Here is an 18,361-nt window from a genome sequence, read left to right as displayed (position 1 = left end):
GGCTCCATAAAAACACCCTTCCATCTGCAGATGAAAAGCAACCTTCTACTTCCTCGCCTATAAACGACACAACGTCAGTGGCATTAAGCCACTGACTTGTGTCTATCTATTTAATTTAAAACAACTGAATTAGTCAGCAAGTACTTTACTTACAACACCAGCTCCTACTGTTCTGCCACCTTCTCTTATAGCAAAATGTAAGCCTTCTTCAATCGCAATTGGCGTTATTAATTCTACTTTTAACTCTACGTCATCTCCTGGCATTACCATTTCTATTCCTTCTGGTAATTCTGCCATTCCTGTTACGTCTGTTGTTCTAAAGTAAAATTGGGGTCTGTATCCATTGAAAAACGGAGTGTGTCTGCCACCTTCTTCTTTTGTTAAGATGTATACTTGTCCTTCAAAATTCTTGTGTGGATTAATACTTCCCGGCTTTGCTAATACTTGTCCTCTCTCTATGTCTGAACGCTCAATGCCTCTTAGTAATGCGCCAATATTATCCCCTGCTTCTGCTTGGTCTAATAGCTTTCTAAACATTTCTACACCTGTTACTGTTGATTTTGTTGCCTTATCTTGTAAGCCTACAATCTCAATTTCATCTCCTACTTTTACGATGCCTCTCTCTACTCTGCCTGTTGCTACTGTTCCTCTTCCTGTAATAGTGAACACATCCTCAATTGGCATTAAAAATGGCTTGTCTGTTGCTCTCTCTGGCGTTGGAATGTATGCATCTACTGCATCCATTAATTCCCAAATCTTTCCAGACCATTTGTTCTCTCTTGTTCCGTCTCCTTCTTCTAACGCTTTTAATGCTGAACCTGTTACTACTGGTGCATTATCTCCGTCAAAGTCGTTGTCGCTTAGTAGCTCCCTTACTTCCATCTCTACTAATTCTAGTAATTCTGGATCGTCTACTTGATCTTCTTTATTTAAGAATACTACTATGTATGGTACCCCGACTTGTTTCGCTAATAGAATATGCTCTCTTGTTTGTGGCATCGGACCATCTGCTGCACTTACTACTAAAATCGCTCCGTCCATTTGTGCTGCTCCTGTTATCATATTCTTTACATAGTCTGCGTGACCTGGGCAGTCTACATGTGCATAGTGTCTGTTCTCTGTTTCATACTCTACGTGTGAAGTATTAATTGTAATACCTCTTTCTCTTTCTTCCGGTGCATTGTCAATCTGATCATAAGCTCTCGCTTCAGATCCTCCTGTTGTTGCTAACGTGTTGGTTATTGCTGCTGTTAATGTTGTTTTACCATGGTCTACGTGACCAATTGTTCCTATGTTTACATGGGGTTTGTTTCTTTCAAATTTTGCTTTTGACATTTCTTTCTTCTCCTCCTTAAAAACTATCCTCTTCTTTTTTCAATAATTTCTTCAGATATACTTTTTGGTACCGCTTCGTAATGATCAAATTGCATTACATAAGTACCACGACCTTGTGAACGTGAACGTAGGTCTGTAGCATAACCGAACATTTCTGCTAGCGGTACAAAACCTCTAACAACTGTTACGCCACCTGGTCTTGGGTCCATTCCTTCAATTCTTCCACGACGAGAGTTAATGTCGCCAATAACATCTCCCATGTATTCCTCAGGAATAGTAGCCTCAATTTTCATTACAGGCTCAACAATAGTTGCTCCAGCTTTTTTAGCCCCCTCTTTAAATGCCATACTTCCGGCAATTTTAAAGGCCATTTCAGATGAGTCAACATCATGATAAGATCCATCAACTAATGTAATCTTTACATCCATTAATGGATAACCAGCAATAACACCATTGACCATAGCTTCTTGAATACCAGCATCAACTGCTGGAATGTATTCCTTAGGAATAACACCACCTACAATTTTATTAACGAACTCATATCCTGTTCCTCTTTCAAGTGGTTCAATGTTAATAACAACGTGTCCGTATTGACCTCTACCACCTGATTGACGAGCATATTTAGTTTCTGAGCGAGCTTCTTTAGTAACTGTCTCTTTGTAAGCAACTTGCGGTTTACCGACTAACGCATCTACTTTAAATTCTCTTAACAGACGATCCACAATAACTTCTAAGTGTAATTCACCCATTCCAGAAATAATTGTTTGTCCAGTTTCTTCATCGGTATGCACTCTGAATGTTGGATCTTCTTCTGAAAGTTTCTGAAGAGCCATACCCATTTTTTCTTGGTCTTGCTTTGTTTTAGGCTCAATAGCAATATCAATAACTGGATCTGGGAATTCCATTGATTCTAAAACAATTGGATGCTTTTCGTCACATAGGGTTTCTCCAGTTGCAGTGTCCTTTAGACCGACTGCAGCTGCAATATCACCTGAACGGACTTCTTTAATATCTTCTCTTGAGTTAGCGTGCATTTGTAGGATTCTTCCTAAACGCTCTCTCTTACTTTTTACTGAGTTATAAATATAAGTTCCAGATTCAACAATCCCAGAATAAGATCTGAAGAACGCAAGCTTCCCAACAAACGGGTCAGCCATAATCTTAAACGCTAAAGCAGAAAATGGTGCATCGTCATCTGAGTCTCTTGTTTCTGTTTCTCCTGTTTCAGGATTAATACCTTCAACTGGTGGCACATCTACTGGAGATGGCATAAAATCAATAATAGCATCTAACAATGGTTGTATACCTTTGTTTTTAAAAGCAGACCCACAGAACACTGGAATCATTGTAACCGCCAAAGTTCCTCGTCTAATTCCTCGTCTAATTTCTTCTAATGAAAGTTCTTCACCTTCTAAATACTTCATCATTAATTCTTCATCATTTTCAGCTGCTGCTTCAATTAATTTTTCTCTATACTCCGCTGCTATTTCAACTAAATCTTCGGGAATAGCAGTGTGATCTGAAACTTGACCTAAGTCATCAGTATAAATAATTGCTTCATTTTCAATTAAATCTACAACACCTTTAAAGTTTTCTTCAGAACCAATTGGAATTTGCATTGGAACAGGATTTGCGCCTAAACGATCTTTAATCATATTGACACCTGTAAAGAAGTCAGCTCCTGTTCTATCCATTTTATTAATGTAAGCAATTCTTGGAACACCATACTTGTCTGCTTGTCTCCAAACAGTTTCAGATTGAGGTTCAACACCACCTACTGAGCAAAATACTGCTACTGCACCGTCTAAAACACGTAATGAACGTTCAACTTCCATTGTAAAGTCCACGTGTCCTGGTGTATCGATAATATTGATTTTGTGGTCTTTCCATGAACAAGTAGTTGCAGCAGAAGTAATTGTAATACCTCTTTCTTGCTCTTGAACCATCCAGTCCATAGTAGCTGCACCGTCATGTGTCTCCCCAATTTTATGAACACGACCAGTATAGAAGAGGATTCTCTCTGTTGTTGTGGTTTTACCCGCATCAATATGCGCCATAATACCAATATTTCTAGTTTTTTCTAAGCTAACTTGTCTAGCCATATGATTATCCCCTCTCTACCATTTGTAATGTGCAAATGCTCTATTAGCCTCAGCCATTTTATGAGTATCTTCTTTTCTTTTAACAGAAGAACCTGTGCCATTTGCAGCATCCATTAACTCATTTGCTAATTTTTGCTCCATTGACTTGCCACTTCTAGCTCTTGTGAATTTTGTAATCCAACGAATTGCTAATGTTTGTCTTCTCTCAGGCCTTACTTCAATTGGAACCTGATAGTTTGCCCCGCCAACACGACGTGCTTTAACTTCTAATAAAGGTATAACATTTTCCATAGCTTCATTAAAAACTTCCATTGGATCTCTTTCGGTTTTTTCTTTAATAATATTTAAAGCGCCATAGCAGATACCTTCCGCTATGCTCTTTTTGCCATCTAACATAATTTGATTAACTAATTTAGTTAGTACTACACTCCCGTAAATCGGGTCTGGCAATACTTCTCTTTTAGGAACACTACCTTTCCTTGGCATCTATTTCACCTCACACTTATTTTTTAGGTTTCTTTGTACCGTACTTAGAACGACTTTGCCCTCTATCTTGAACACCTGTTGTATCCAAAGCACCTCTTACAATATGATAACGAACACCTGGTAAGTCCTTAATTCTGCCACCTCTGATTAGCACAACTGAGTGCTCTTGTAATGAGTGACCAATTCCCGGAATATACGCTGTTACCTCAATGCTGTTCGTTAAGCGAACTCTGGCTACTTTACGTAAAGCTGAATTCGGCTTTTTAGGAGTGGCTGTATAAACTCTCGTACATACTCCTCTTTTTTGAGGGCAATTTTTGAGTGCTGGTGCTGTAGATTTTTGCTCCATCACTTCTCTACCTTTTCTTACTAATTGGTTAATTGTAGGCATACCACACCTCCTTTTTATTCTTCCTCTTTTAATACACCCGCAATGGCTGTACCTACTTCAATACCACAGGCCTTTCCTAATTTATACTTGGTTTCCACCCAGCAAATAGGAAGGCCTTTTTTATTTATTATTTCAACAAGTGGTTTCGTCACCTTATGTTCAGCATCCATTGCAACATAAACCGCTTTTAGCTGACTGTTTTGTAAGGCCTTTTTAGTCTGTTTGGTGCCAACTGTACGTCTTTTTGCTATTTTAAGTTCATCTAAAGACATAGAGTAGCCCCCTTTCCAAGCCATACAATTTTATCACTTTTAATCTTCTCTGTCAATGAAGAGTTCTTCTCGGTCAGGAATCTTATTAACTTCCAAATATTCATACTTTGTAAGGCCAGTTCCAGTTGGAATTAGCTTACCTATTTGAACATTCTCTTTCAAGCCAACAAGATAGTCAATCTTACCTCTAATAGCAGCATCTGTTAATACTCTAGTTGTCTCTTGGAAAGACGCTGCTGATAAGAAAGAATCTGTAGCTAATGATGCTTGGGTAATTCCTAATAAAATCGGAATAGCTTCTCCTTTATTTGTAGCAAGCTTATTAGCTTCTTCAAAATCAAATGTATTGACAATAGTTCCTTCAAGCAAGTGTGTATCTCCTGTATCTGACATCTTAACTTTTTTAAGCATTTGGTGAATAATAATTTCAATATGTTTATCACTAATATCAACACCCTGAGTTCTATATACTTTTTGAACTTCTCTTAAGATATAGTTTTGTAATGCCTTGGTGCCTTTATATGCCAATAAACTATGAGGATCTAAAGAACCTTCCGTTAATTGATCGCCTAATTCAACCTTATCACCAGTGGCTACTCTTAGTTTAGCAGATAATGGAACAGTAACTGTTTCTATGCCGTCTTTATTGGTAATGGAAATCTCATTTTTACCTTTAACCATTTTTATTTTAATTTTACCGGCAGCTGGAGCAAGCTCACCTTTCTCTTTAGGTTTACGAGCTTCAAAAAGTTCTTCTACTCTAGGTAAACCTTGGGTAATGTCATCTCCCGCAACACCACCAGTATGGAAAGTTCTCATTGTTAACTGAGTGCCTGGCTCTCCAATTGACTGAGCCGCAATTGTACCAACAGCTTCACCTAGTTCTACCGGTGTACCAATAGCTAAGTTTCTACCATAGCACTTTGCACAAACGCCTCGTCTTGTTTTACAGTTAAATGTTGAGAAAATCTTAACTTCTTCAACACCAGCAGCCACAACCTCTTCAGATTTATCTTCATCAACTAACTCATTTTTATGAGCAATAATCTCTTTTGTCTTAGGATGAATAATATCTTCAGCTAAATAACGTCCAATAATTCTCTCACCAAGAGATTCAATAACACGAGTTCCTTCAATAATAGAAGACACTGTAAACCCTTCTTCAGCACCACAGTCCTCTTCTCTAATAATAACATCTTGAGAAACATCAACTAAACGACGTGTTAAATAACCTGACTCAGCTGTTCTTAAAGCTGTATCCGCCAAACCTTTTCTGGCTCCGTGAGTAGATAAGAAATACTCAAGTACAGTTAATCCTTCACGGAAGTTAGCTTTAATAGGTAAGTCAACAATTTTACCAGATGGGTCAGCCATGAGTCCCCTCATACCTGCCAGCTGACGAATTTGCTGAACATTACCACGGGCTCCAGAGTTAGCCATCATAAAAATAGGATTGAACTTATCTAAGTTTTCCATCATAGACTTGGTAACAGCTCCTGTTGCACCATTCCAAAGTTCAATAACTTTTTCATGTCGCTCTTTTTCTGTACAAAAGCCCATTTTAAATAAGTTGTCAATTTTATCTACTTCTTCATCAGCCTTAGCAAGAATTTCTTTTTTAGCTTCAGGAATAAAGATATCGGCTACGCTAATTGTTAAACCAGCTTTTGTAGAATACTTATAACCTAATTTCTTAATACCATCTAAAACTTGAGCAGTTTTATCACTGCCTAATTTTCTGTAGCATAAGTAAATTAGTTCTCCAAGTTTCTTTTTATCCATTTCCTGATTATAGTAACCAAGTTCTTCAGGAATTGGTGTTTCGTAATTAAAGATTAAGCGACCTACCGTTGTTTCTAACCAATCACCATTTTTATCTTTCAGCTTAATTACTGCATGTAATTCAATAACACCATGCTCGTATGCCATTGCAGCTTCAGTGTAGTTGTTAAAGACTTTACCTTCGCCTTTTCCACCTTCTTTAACTACGGTTAGGTAATAACAACCTAATACCATGTCCTGTGTAGGTGTTGCAACAGGGTGACCATCCTTTGGATTCAAAATATTATTGGTACTCATCATTAAAAATCTAGCTTCAGCTTGTGCTTCTAAAGATAATGGTAAATGAACCGCCATTTGGTCACCATCAAAGTCTGCATTATAGGCTGTACAAACTAATGGATGTAGTTGAATGGCTTTACCACCAACTAAGATTGGTTCAAAAGCTTGAATACCTAAGCGGTGCAGTGTAGGAGCCCTGTTTAATAGAACCGGATGTTCCTTAACAACTTCCTCTAATATATCCCAAACTTTGCTTTCACCTTTTTCAACTTGCTTTTTAGCTTGTTTAATATTTAAAGCTTCACCTTGCTCGACTAAACACTTCATTACAAAAGGTTTGAAAAGTTCTAAAGCCATTTTTCTAGGCAAACCACATTGATGCATTTTAAGCTCTGGACCAACTACAATAACAGAACGACCTGAATAGTCAACACGTTTTCCTAATAGGTTTTGACGAAAACGACCATGTTTGCCTTTAAGCATATCGCTTAATGATTTCAAAGGACGGTTTCCTGAACCAGCAACGGGACGACCTCTTCTACCATTATCAATTAAAGCATCAACGGCTTCTTGTAGCATTCGCTTCTCATTTCTAACAATAATCTCTGGGGCATTTAAATCAAGTAGCTTCTTCAAACGATTATTTCTATTAATGACTCTTCTGTAGAGATCATTTAAGTCAGAAGTAGCAAAACGACCACCATCTAACTGTACCATCGGTCTTAGCTCTGGCGGAATCACTGGCAGAACATCTAAAATCATCCACTCAGGTTTATTGCCAGAAGTTCTGAATACTTCAACAACCTCAAGTCGTCTCAAAAGACGAATTTTCTTTTGAGAACTGGTATTTAAAATTTCAGCTCTAATTTCAGTTGCTAAAGTAGCTAGGTCAGTTTCCCGTAATAATTCCTTAATGGCTTCTGCTCCCATGCCGGCTTTAAATGCTTTACCAAATTTTTTACGATTATCTCTATATTCTTGTTCAGATAATATTTGTTTTTTTACAAGAGGTGTATCTCCTGGTTGTAAAACTATATAGCTTGAAAAATAAAGTACTTTTTCAATGGATTTTGGTGATACATCTAGAAGCAATCCCATACGGCTTGGCACACCTTTAAAATACCAAATACTGGAAACAGGTGCTGCAAACTCTATATGTCCCATTCTCTCTCTTCTAACTTTTGCACGTGTAATTTCAACGCCACAACGATCACAAACGATTCCTTCATACTTGACTTTCTTATATTTTCCACAATGACATTCCCAGTCCTTTGTAGGTCCAAAGATTTTCTCACAAAAGAGTCCATCTCTTTCCGGCTTTAGCGTTCTATAGTTAATGGTTTCTGGTTTTTTCACTTCACCATATGACCATGAACGTATTTTTTCTGGAGAGGCTAAACTTATACGAATAGCATCGAAAGCATTGGAGTCCACAGGATTACTATTATCCTTTTTAGAATCACTTTTTTTATTAATTTCTTCCATGTTCACCCTCCTGTTCTTCTTCCTTAACAACAAAACCAAAATCTACATTTTCATCGTCTTCGGATGTTACGTGGTATCCGGATGCGATGAGTTCTGCACCTTCTAAAACAATCTCCTCTGGATCTTTTTTTATTTCAGCAGTAATTGGTTCATTATCTGCAGTTTCAAATACATTTTTTTCTTTATTTTTATGGAGAACCTGAACATCTAGTCCTAAGCTCTGTAATTCCTTAATCAATACTTTGAAAGATTCTGGAATGCCTGGCTCAGGAATATTTTCTCCTTTTACAATAGCTTCATATGTTTTCACCCTACCAACAATATCATCTGACTTAATTGTCAATATCTCTTGTAGAGTATGGGCTGCACCATAGGCCTCTAATGCCCAAACCTCCATCTCTCCAAAACGCTGTCCACCAAACTGGGCTTTACCACCAAGGGGTTGCTGAGTTACCAGTGAGTACGGTCCAGTTGAGCGAGCGTGCATTTTATCATCTACTAAGTGGTGCAGTTTCAACATATATACTTGACCAACAGTGACCTCGTTATCAAATGGTTCTCCTGTTCTACCATCATATAATCTAGTTTTACCTGATGCGCTAATACCTACTGATGTTAACATTTTATGAATGTCATCTTCAGAAGCACCATCAAATACTGGTGTTGCTACCTTAATACCTTTTTTAACTGCTGCCATTCCTAAATGACACTCAAGAACCTGTCCAATATTCATACGCGATGGTACACCTAACGGATTAAGTACAATTTGCACTGGCGTGCCATCTGGTAAAAACGGCATATCCTCTTTAGGCAAAATTCTAGAAATAACACCTTTGTTACCATGACGTCCAGCCATTTTATCCCCTACAGATATTTTTCTTTTTTGGGCAATATAGACACGGACAACTTTATTCACACCTGGAGATAAAGCATTGTCTTTATCTTCTTTTTCAAACACTTTAACATCTACAACAATTCCTTTTTGCCCATGTGGCACTCTGAGTGAATTGTCTTTAACATCTCTTGATTTTTCTCCGAAGATAGCTCTTAAAAGACGTTCTTCAGAAGTTAGTTCTGTTTCACCTTTAGGTGTTACTTTACCAACCAGAATATCTCCAGCTTTTACTTCTGCCCCAATTCTAATGATACCTTCATCATCTAAATCAATGATAGCATCTTGTCCAACATTTGTAATTTCCCTAGTGATTTCTTCAGGTCCTAATTTTGTCTCACGTGCTTCACACTCATATTCATCCATATGAATAGATGTATAGACATCATCTTGAACCAGTTCTTCACTAATTAAAATAGCATCCTCATAGTTATAGCCTTCCCATGTCATGAACGCTACTAATACGTTACGGCCTAATGCTAATTCGCCATTATCAACAGATGGTCCATCGGCCAACACATCTCCTGCCTTAACCTTTTCACCTTTCTTAATAATTGGTTTTTGGTTAATACAAGTGCCTTGGTTAGATCGCTTGAACTTCACTACATTATGCACTTCTTGTTCTCCATCAATTGTGCGAATAACAATTTCATTGCCTGTAACTCTTTCGATAATTCCTTCTTTTTCAGCTAGAACACAAACTCCAGAGTCTTGCGCCGCTCTTTTTTCCATACCTGTTCCCACACATGGCGATTCAGTATAAATCAAAGGTACTGCTTGACGCTGCATGTTAGCACCCATAAGGGCACGGTTTGCATCATCATGCTCTAGAAATGGAATTAACGCAGTAGCAATACTCCAAACCTCTTTTGGCGATACGTCCATATAATCAATATCTTTAGGATCTACGTCAATATATTCTTTCCTAAAACGAGCATCTACTTTTTTATCTGTAAAATAGCCATTTTCATCTATAGGTGAGTTTGCTTGAGCAATAACGAAAACATCTTCCTCGTCTGCTGTTAAATAAACAATCTCATCTGTTACGCGACCATTAGCTTTTTCAACCTTTCTGTAAGGAGCACAAATAAAGCCAAGCTCATTAACCTTTCCATAAACACCAAGGGAACCAATTAAACCAATATTCGGTCCTTCTGGTGTCTCAATTGGACACATTCTGCCATAGTGAGAGTGGTGTACATCTCTAACCTCAAAACCAGCCCTTTCCCTTGAAAGACCACCTGGTCCAAGAGCCGACAAACGTCTCTTGTGTGTTAATTCAGCTAATGGATTTGTTTGATCCATAAATTGGGACAATTGGCTTGATCCAAAAAACTCTTTTACTGTCGCGATAACAGGCCTTATATTAATTAATTGTTGAGCACTAATACCCTCAATATCTTGTTGCGTCATTTTATCTTTAACGGAGCGTTCCATTCTTGACAAGCCAACTCTGAATTGATTTCTTAACAATTCACCAACAGAACGCAACCTTCTGTTTCCTAAGTGGTCAATATCATCTACTGGTAACTCTTCGTTCATAACTTTAAGGAAGTTTTCCATTGTACAAACAATATCCTTAATGTCTAACTGCCTGAAATAACGGCCACTAGCCTCATCTTTAGGTGTTTTAAATAAAGGAACATCATGTTCTAATTTTTTGTTAATTTTATAACGACCTACATTGTCTAGGTCATATCTCTTTGGATCGAAGAAAAGACTGTGAAGCAAGTTTTGAGCACTGTCCACTGTAGGTGGTTCACCGGGTCTTAACTTTCTATAGATTTCAATTAATGCAGCTTCTTTAGTATCTGCATTATCTTTTTCTAAAGTCTTCATAATATATTCATTTTGATTAAAATGCTTTATAATATCTTTTGTATCGCCAAATCCTAATGCTTTAAATAGTATTGTCGCTGGCAGTTTTCTTGTTCTGTCTATCCGGACATAAACATATCCTTGGGAATCACTTTCATACTCAAGCCAAGCACCCCTGTTTGGAATAATTGTCGAGTTATAAATGCGATCGCCATTAGTATCTGTTTGTCCACCGTAATAAACGCCAGGGGATCGGACCAACTGACTAACAACGACACGCTCAGCACCATTAATAATAAAAGTACCTGTCGGCGTCATCAAAGGAAAGTTTCCCAAGAAAACTTCATCTTCTTTCACTTCCCCTGTATCCTTGTTAATTAGGCGAGTCATTACACGTAAAGGCGCATCATAGTTAACATCTTTTTCTATTGCTTCCTCTACTGTATGTTTTGGCTGTCCAAATGTATGTTCTATAAATTCTAGTACGAGCCGACCTCCAAAATCCTCGATTGGCGATACATCTTGTAAAATAGATGCAATCCCTTCATCCAAAAACCACTCATAGGATTTTTTCTGAATTTCAATCAAGTTGGGCATTTCCATAATTTCGTTAATTTCCGCGAAACTCACCCGTTCTTCCGCTTTGTTTTTCTGTGGAGTATAAGCCACGGCGACACCTCCTGAATATATTTATATTGAATAGAGCTAAGGGATAATAATGTGCACAATCCCCCATTATCTAAATAATACATCTCATTATTATATCCTATTTAGCAGGAATGTCAATGGTTTTAGCCTTATTTTTAATAGATTATGAAAAATAATTAAAAAACTATATAATCTATTTTTAATAGACCATTATTTTTTCACAAAAACCAGCCTTCTTCGACTGGTTTTAAATTCAGAAAATTCTATTCTTTTCTTATTCTTACAAATCAATAATAAGATGCTAGCAATAGCAACAATAATAAGCAAAATATTAAATGTTTGCCAAAAAAATCTACCCTATACTCACTCATAGAATTCACGTCAATCATTTTAACAAATAAATAGCCAACGTACAAAAAAGGTTGAGTGTTAACACTCAACCTTTCAACTATAGAATTTTCTATTATTTTAATTCTACTTTAGCGCCAGCTTCTTCTAATTTAGCTTTAGCTTCTTCAGCTACTTCTTTGTTAGCGCCTTCTTTTACTGGGCTCGGAGCACCTTCAACTAATTCTTTAGCTTCTTTTAATCCTAAACCTGTTAAATCTCTAACTGCTTTAATAACAGCTATTTTGTTTCCACCAATGTCAGCTAAAACAACATCAAATTCAGATTTTTCTTCTTCAGCTGCACCGCCTGCTACTGGAGCTGCTGCTACTACTGCTACTGGAGCTGCTGCTGATACACCAAACTCCTCTTTAAATGTTTTTACTAGTTCGCTTAATTCTAAAACGCTCATTTCTTTTACAATATCAATTACTTCTTGAATTTTACTCATTATAAAATCTCCTCTCATAATACCCTAGCTACAATGGCTTAGGATGCTTGTTCTTTCTTTTCTTTAACTGCATTTACAACGCCAACTAAATCTCTTATTGGTGCTGCAAATAATGAAGCCATTGTTTGCATTGGTGCCGCAAAAGCGCCTGCAACTTGGCTTAGCAATGCTTCCTTAGAAGGAAGCATTGCTAAGGCTTTAAGCTGAGCAATTTCTACAGCCTTACCCTCTAGTAAACCACCTTTAATTTCCAGTAGTTTATGACTTTTTGCAAAATCAAATAATATTTTTGATGGTGCCACAGCATCTTCACTAAAAGCAATAGCTGTTGGTCCCTTTAAAACATCTTCTAATCCTTCAATGCCAGCGTCATTACAAGCTCTCTTTACTAATGTATTCTTAAGAACTTTAAAATCAACGCCTGCTTCTCTCAATTGTTTTCTTAACTCAGTAGCTTCTTCAACACTAAGTCCTCTATAGTCAGCAACAACAACAGATGTTGCACTATCTAATCTTTCCTTAATCTCAGAAACAACGACTTGTTTTTTCTCAATTGCTGGTTTCAAGTGGTACACCTCCTTATTCACAATAATAAAAAACCCTAACTGCATGACAGTTAGGGTTAAATAATACAATAACATATTATGTAACACATAACCTCGGCAGGAAATTAAGCTTTAGCGCCTGCTGTCTACAGTTGATTTTTTTTAATATTCTCTAAGTATATCACTCAGAGAATGGATGGTCAATATTAAATTATTTCGCAATGACAGATGGATCAATTTTGATTCCAGGTCCCATTGTAGATTTAATGGTAATGTTCTTCAAGTATACGCCTTTTGCTGAAGAAGGCTTAACCTTTACTACTGCTTCCATAAATACCTTGAAGTTTTCTTCAATTTTGTCGGAATCAAAAGAAGCTTTTGCAAATCCCACATGAAGAATACCGCCTTTATCTACGCGAAATTCTATTTTACCGGCTTTAATTTCCTCAATTGCTTTTGCAACGTCTTGGGTTACAGTACCTGTCTTAGGGTTAGGCATTAAACCTCTTGGACCTAATACTTTACCAAGTTTACCTACTATAGCCATTGTATCCGGTGTTGCTACAACAACATCAAAATCCATCCAGCCACCTTGGATTTTAGTTGCTAGTTCATCAAGTCCTGCATATTCTGCGCCAGCATCCAATGCTTCTTTTTCTTTTTCGCCTCTAGCAAAAACTAAAATCTTATGACTTTTTCCTGTTCCATGAGGCATTATAACAGTAGCTCTTACTTGTTGATCTGCATGACGTGGATCTACTCCTAAACGAACATTAGCCTCAATGGTTTCATCAAACTTAGCAGTTGCTGTCTCTTTAACTAACGCAACAGCTTCTTTGATGTCATAGTATTTCTCACTATCTACTTTTTCACTTGCCGCTTTAAAGCGCTTACCTACTTTAGGCATTTTAACCTCCTCGTGGTACTTACGGTTTCCCTCCCACTTATTCTTCTACTGTAATTCCCATACTTCTTGCTGTGCCTTCAATGATGCGCATAGCAGCATCAATGTCTGCAGCATTTAAGTCAGGTAGTTTGTATTCTGCAATTTCCTTAACCTGTGCTTTAGTAACTTTACCAACTTTTTCACGGTTTGGTACGCCAGAAGCTTTTTCAATACCAGCTGCTTTCTTTAAAAGAACTGGCGCTGGTGGTGTTTTCATTATAAATGAAAATGATCTGTCTTCATAAACAGTAATAACTACAGGAATAACTGTGCCATTTTGTTGCTGTGTTTTCTCATTAAACTCTTTGCAGAATGACATGATATTAACACCATGAGGTCCTAATGCAGTACCTACTGGAGGTGCCGGATTCGCTTGCCCTCCCTTAACTTGCAACTTAATTAAGCTAATTACTTTCTTTGCCATGTGATTCACCTCCCACTATTCGATTTCTCTTATTTGATCAAAATCTAACTCCAACGGAGTTTCTCTTCCAAACATAGACACAAGTACATGAATTTTCCCTTTGTCCATGTCGATAGCTGTAATTGTACCCATAAAATCTTCAAAAGGTCCTTCTGTAACTTGGATTTTATCTCCAACATTCACATCGAAGCGAAGGGATTGCTTTTTAAGACCCATTAGTTTAAATATTTTCTCAACTTCATAGTCTTCAAGAGGAACAGGCTTTGAACCAGCCCCTACGAACCCTGTAACCCCTGGTGTATTTCTAACAATATACCAAGAATCATCAGTCATAATCATTTCAACTAAAACATAACCTGGATAAACCTTCTTAACGACTGTTTTCTTCACGCCATCCTTTACCTGAACTTCTTCTTCAGGAATCAAAATTGTAAATATTTTATCTTGCATGCCTGTGGTCTCTATTCTTTTCTCCAAGTTAGTTTGCACTTTCTTTTCATAACCAGAATAGATATGCACCACATACCATTTTTTTTCGTTTTCCATATTCATTCCACCTATTTACCCAAACTCAAAATTAATTCCATGAGTTTAGATAAACCTAAGTCATAAATGCCAACAATTATCGTAAAGATAATTACTGCAACAATAACTACGACAGAATAAACCGCCAATTCTTTTTTAGTAGGCCAAGTTACTTTTTTCAGTTCCTTAAGCATACCTTTAAAAATATTATTCTTTTTTTTCTTTTCACTTTTCGCTGCCATAGCAATCCATTCCTTTACTATTACTTAGTTTCTTTATGCACAGTATGACCTTTACAAGTTTTGCAATACTTCTTTAACTCTAAACGATCAGTAGTATTTTTTTTGTTCTTCTTTGTTTGATAATTCCTATTTTTGCACTCTGTGCATTCTAAGGTAATGCCTACTCTCATTGGTAACACCCCCCTGTCTTATTTTATAGACACTTCGACTAAATAATTTTATAATAAAATACTTGTCCTGTCAAGTTTCCAGCACAACAAATCTATCTCTAATCTTCCTCTATTATAACAGGAAAAATCATTATGTGGTCAACTATTTCAAAACATGTTCTCCAGTGATTACCTCTCTACCTAAAGACTCCCGCAAAAATTAGACTACGGAGATTATCTCTAAACTTGACAAGTACTGTTTGAAACGGTAGTATGTATGATATATATATCTAAGCTAAATGGATACTTAAAGGAGAAAAATGATTTATGAAGTGGATTATAAGAATATCTCAACAATAGGATTAGACACCTCACTCTTTGCAACAGCTCTTGCAGGCTTAAGAGCAAATGAAGCCCGTTACCTAATGAATAAATACAAACATAAATTTACTGTAATCTCGGCAGAAAAAAGTCCAAATACCCTGAATTATGTAAATAAGATATTAAAAGAGGAACGAAATATTGAATTTCAAGCAAAACCCTTCGAAACATCACAATTTGAAGTTAATAACATGAAAATGGCCTATATCTTTTATGAAAGCGGCCTTGAAGTTAATGTAATGTACTCAATTGATGAAGCTAAAAAGCGAGCTGTTGGTTTCAAGCTATCTGAAGGTATGGAAATCCCTAAAGAATTAGAAGGCAAATTTAAGTTTGCTAGACAAAAATCTAAACTTGCAGGCACAATTAGAGGATCTTTTTTTGTAATTAAGGGAGAATATTAATTATCGTTATAAAGGCAGTAAACCGAGACCTCTTTGTTGCCTTCTTTTTATGCTAGTTGCCATGGTCTAAAATAAAAACAACATCTAGTCTCTTATCTGTTTGTGTAGCTTAATTGAAAACTACTATTAAGAGCTGTACAAGCAACCATTGCTAAGACAGCAGTTGATTAAAAATCAACTGCTGTCTTCCCTTATTATTTTATTTCATAAAACTTAGTAATAATAATGATATGAACCTCCATAACCTGATGCACCAGCAAAAATCAAAAAGAAAATTATAATGAAATAGAATATAAAGATAACAATTCCCAAGACATAAGAAACAATACTAACAATACCCATTATTTGGGCATAGCGACCGACCTCTTCAACAACTGCACCATGCTGCTCTTCCGTTGATATTACCTCCCCATCAGAAGTTCTTGTAATAATACTTTTTTGCTTTTAAAGCACCTTTTCTCATATTGATTCATGCAAAAATCACAGGAACGCCTATAATAGCACCAATAATTGTCAAGCAAGTTAAAGCTCCCGAAACAATTGCTAAAACACCATAAATATTACCCCATTTTGAAAAACCAATAATTGTTTGTTTTCCATAATTCCATCTCCTTTAAATTAATATAAACCAAATAAGTTACAAAAAAATGATAATGCCAATGCCACCTAACAATCCTACTAAAAGGCGTCTATTATTAGTCGAGTCTTTTTTTAGAGCAGTCTGTAAACCCCAATCAATTCCCATTGGCAACAGTAATATAGCTGCAAACCACATAGGTGGTGAAACAAAAATTCCTAAAATCAAACCAACTAAATATCCCAGTACAACACCTGTACACCTTGCACAAAGAGGCAGTTGATATCCTTTAATATAAAAGCTTCTATTAGGCATTTGATGACAACCTAACTTGCCACAAAGATAAAAAAAGCTTTCATATAATTTTCGTCCTACTTCTTTCATAGCCTCTCCTATTTAAAAAAGACTACTGATAGAGCTATATTATACCATCAGTAGTCTTAATCTCTTTTGAATTAGTCAGCAAGTACTTTACTTACAACACCAGCTCCTACTGTTCTGCCACCTTCTCTTATAGCAAAATGTAAGCCTTCTTCAATCGCAATTGGCGTTATTAATTCTACTTTTAACTCTACGTCATCTCCTGGCATTACCATTTCTATTCCTTCTGGTAATTCTGCCATTCCTGTTACGTCTGTTGTTCTAAAGTAAAATTGGGGTCTGTATCCATTGAAAAACGGAGTGTGTCTGCCACCTTCTTCTTTTGTTAAGATGTATACTTGTCCTTCAAAATTCTTGTGTGGATTAATACTTCCCGGCTTTGCTAATACTTGTCCTCTCTCTATGTCTGAACGCTCAATGCCTCTTAGTAATGCGCCAATATTATCCCCTGCTTCTGCTTGGTCTAATAGCTTTCTAAACATTTCTACACCTGTTACTGTTGATTTTGTTGCCTTATCTTGTAAGCCTACAATCTCAATTTCATCTCCTACTTTTACGATGCCTCTCTCTACTCTGCCTGTTGCTACTGTTCCTCTTCCTGTAATAGTGAACACATCCTCAATTGGCATTAAAAATGGCTTGTCTGTTGCTCTCTCTGGCGTTGGAATGTATGCATCTACTGCATCCATTAATTCCCAAATCTTTCCAGACCATTTGTTCTCTCTTGTTCCGTCTCCTTCTTCTAACGCTTTTAATGCTGAACCTGTTACTACTGGTGCATTATCTCCGTCAAAGTCGTTGTCGCTTAGTAGCTCCCTTACTTCCATCTCTACTAATTCTAGTAATTCTGGATCGTCTACTTGATCTTCTTTATTTAAGAATACTACTATGTATGGTACCCCGACTTGTTTCGCTAATAGAATATGCTCTCTTGTTTGTGGCATCGGACCATCTGCTGCACTTACTACTAAAATCGCTCCGTCCATTTGTGCTGCTCCTGTTATCATATTCTTTACATAGTCTGCGTGACCTGGGCAGTCTACATGTGCATAGTGTCTGTTCTCTGTTTCATACTCTACGTGTGAAGTATTAATTGTAATACCTCTTTCTCTTTCTTCCGGTGCATTGTCAATCTGATCATAAGCTCTCGCTTCAGATCCTCCTGTTGTTGCTAACGTGTTGGTTATTGCTGCTGTTAATGTTGTTTTACCATGGTCTACGTGACCAATTGTTCCTATGTTTACATGGGGTTTGTTTCTTTCAAATTTTGCTTTTGACATTTCTTTCTTCTCCTCCTTAAAATGAACACTATTATATGTTTTCATGATAATATGTTTCTGGGTCCTTTGTCAATACTAAAGGTTCTTTTAAAGGACTTCTATTGCAGCCCACGGAGGTGTATTTAAATTTTGAGAAAACCCCCAAACTATAAATAAAATCAAGGCAATTGTTAACATAA

At 36.8% G+C, this 18,361-nt stretch carries 18 protein-coding genes and 1 other annotated feature; of the genes, 1 reads left to right on the top strand and 17 read right to left on the bottom strand.

Annotated features, from left to right (window positions below; all coding sequences use genetic code 11):
• Window positions 1-129: 129 nt before the first annotated feature.
• The 14 genes from tuf (AZF37_RS03335) to rpmG all read right to left on the bottom strand — a co-directional run bounded on the left by tuf (AZF37_RS03335) (window position 130) and on the right by rpmG (window position 15,180).
• Complete coding sequence (gene tuf, locus AZF37_RS03335) at window positions 130-1,335, bottom strand: elongation factor Tu (protein WP_088369561.1); 1,206 nt, start codon at window positions 1,333-1,335, stop codon at window positions 130-132.
• Window positions 1,336-1,358: 23 nt separating this feature from the next.
• Window positions 1,359-3,437, bottom strand: a complete 2,079-nt coding sequence (gene fusA / locus AZF37_RS03330) for an elongation factor G (protein WP_088369560.1) — start codon at window positions 3,435-3,437, stop codon at window positions 1,359-1,361.
• Window positions 3,438-3,452: 15 nt separating this feature from the next.
• Entirely contained in the window at window positions 3,453-3,923 is a 471-nt protein-coding gene (rpsG, locus tag AZF37_RS03325; protein ID WP_088369559.1) for a 30S ribosomal protein S7, read from the bottom strand.
• A 16-nt stretch (window positions 3,924-3,939) separates the two neighbouring features.
• Entirely contained in the window at window positions 3,940-4,314 is a 375-nt protein-coding gene (rpsL, locus tag AZF37_RS03320) for a 30S ribosomal protein S12 (protein WP_088369558.1), read from the bottom strand.
• A 14-nt stretch (window positions 4,315-4,328) separates the two neighbouring features.
• Window positions 4,329-4,586, bottom strand: coding sequence for a ribosomal L7Ae/L30e/S12e/Gadd45 family protein (locus tag AZF37_RS03315; RefSeq protein WP_088369557.1), 258 nt, complete (start codon window positions 4,584-4,586; stop codon window positions 4,329-4,331).
• A 39-nt stretch (window positions 4,587-4,625) separates the two neighbouring features.
• The gene (rpoC, locus tag AZF37_RS03310; RefSeq protein WP_088369556.1) at window positions 4,626-8,132 is read right to left on the bottom strand and encodes a DNA-directed RNA polymerase subunit beta'; all 3,507 of its coding nucleotides are present in this window, start codon (window positions 8,130-8,132) and stop codon (window positions 4,626-4,628) included.
• A complete protein-coding gene (gene rpoB / locus AZF37_RS03305) occupies window positions 8,119-11,511 on the bottom strand; it encodes a DNA-directed RNA polymerase subunit beta (RefSeq protein WP_281178906.1) in 3,393 nt (1,130 codons plus the stop codon). Before rpoB ends, rpoC begins: the two co-directional genes overlap by 14 nt.
• A 442-nt stretch (window positions 11,512-11,953) precedes the next feature.
• The gene (gene rplL, locus AZF37_RS03300) at window positions 11,954-12,328 is read right to left on the bottom strand and encodes a 50S ribosomal protein L7/L12 (RefSeq protein WP_088369555.1); all 375 of its coding nucleotides are present in this window, start codon (window positions 12,326-12,328) and stop codon (window positions 11,954-11,956) included.
• A 38-nt stretch (window positions 12,329-12,366) separates the two neighbouring features.
• Complete coding sequence (gene rplJ, locus AZF37_RS03295; RefSeq protein WP_088370649.1) at window positions 12,367-12,939, bottom strand: 50S ribosomal protein L10; 573 nt, start codon at window positions 12,937-12,939, stop codon at window positions 12,367-12,369.
• Window positions 12,912-13,043 (bottom strand) — a sequence feature (ribosomal protein L10 leader region). (Overlaps the previous gene by 28 nt.)
• Before the next feature lie 41 nt (window positions 13,044-13,084).
• Complete coding sequence (rplA, locus tag AZF37_RS03290) at window positions 13,085-13,780, bottom strand: 50S ribosomal protein L1 (RefSeq protein ID WP_088369554.1); 696 nt, start codon at window positions 13,778-13,780, stop codon at window positions 13,085-13,087.
• Between the two features lie 37 nt (window positions 13,781-13,817).
• Window positions 13,818-14,243 (bottom strand): 50S ribosomal protein L11, encoded by a 426-nt coding sequence (gene rplK, locus AZF37_RS03285; protein ID WP_088369553.1) that lies wholly within the window; start codon window positions 14,241-14,243, stop codon window positions 13,818-13,820.
• 15 nt (window positions 14,244-14,258) lie between these two features.
• On the bottom strand, window positions 14,259-14,789 hold the full coding sequence (nusG, locus tag AZF37_RS03280; RefSeq protein WP_088369552.1) for a transcription termination/antitermination protein NusG: 531 nt from the start codon (window positions 14,787-14,789) through the stop codon (window positions 14,259-14,261).
• Between the two features lie 11 nt (window positions 14,790-14,800).
• The gene (secE, locus tag AZF37_RS03275; protein WP_088369551.1) at window positions 14,801-15,010 is read right to left on the bottom strand and encodes a preprotein translocase subunit SecE; all 210 of its coding nucleotides are present in this window, start codon (window positions 15,008-15,010) and stop codon (window positions 14,801-14,803) included.
• A gap of 20 nt (window positions 15,011-15,030) precedes the next feature.
• Window positions 15,031-15,180 (bottom strand): 50S ribosomal protein L33, encoded by a 150-nt coding sequence (gene rpmG / locus AZF37_RS03270; protein ID WP_088369550.1) that lies wholly within the window; start codon window positions 15,178-15,180, stop codon window positions 15,031-15,033.
• 299 nt (window positions 15,181-15,479) lie between these two features.
• On the opposite strand from rpmG, the gene AZF37_RS03265 reads away from it, so the two are divergent.
• Window positions 15,480-15,944, top strand: a complete 465-nt coding sequence (locus AZF37_RS03265; RefSeq protein ID WP_088369549.1) for a phage tail protein — start codon at window positions 15,480-15,482, stop codon at window positions 15,942-15,944.
• Between the two features lie 469 nt (window positions 15,945-16,413).
• On the opposite strand, the gene AZF37_RS13155 is transcribed toward AZF37_RS03265, so the two are convergent.
• From AZF37_RS13155 to tuf (AZF37_RS03255), 3 genes are all read right to left on the bottom strand, one after another.
• On the bottom strand, window positions 16,414-16,527 hold the full coding sequence (locus AZF37_RS13155; protein WP_425425457.1) for a DUF5362 family protein: 114 nt from the start codon (window positions 16,525-16,527) through the stop codon (window positions 16,414-16,416).
• Between the two features lie 54 nt (window positions 16,528-16,581).
• Window positions 16,582-16,905, bottom strand: a complete 324-nt coding sequence (locus AZF37_RS03260) for a DUF2085 domain-containing protein (RefSeq protein WP_088369548.1) — start codon at window positions 16,903-16,905, stop codon at window positions 16,582-16,584.
• 71 nt (window positions 16,906-16,976) lie between these two features.
• Entirely contained in the window at window positions 16,977-18,182 is a 1,206-nt protein-coding gene (tuf, locus tag AZF37_RS03255; RefSeq protein ID WP_088369561.1) for an elongation factor Tu, read from the bottom strand.
• Window positions 18,183-18,361: the final 179 nt, after the last annotated feature.

This window comes from endosymbiont 'TC1' of Trimyema compressum (genome assembly GCF_001584725.1).
Classification (GTDB): Bacteria; Bacillota; TC1; order TC1; family TC1; genus TC1.
This window is presented reverse-complemented; position numbering and strand designations above follow the sequence as displayed.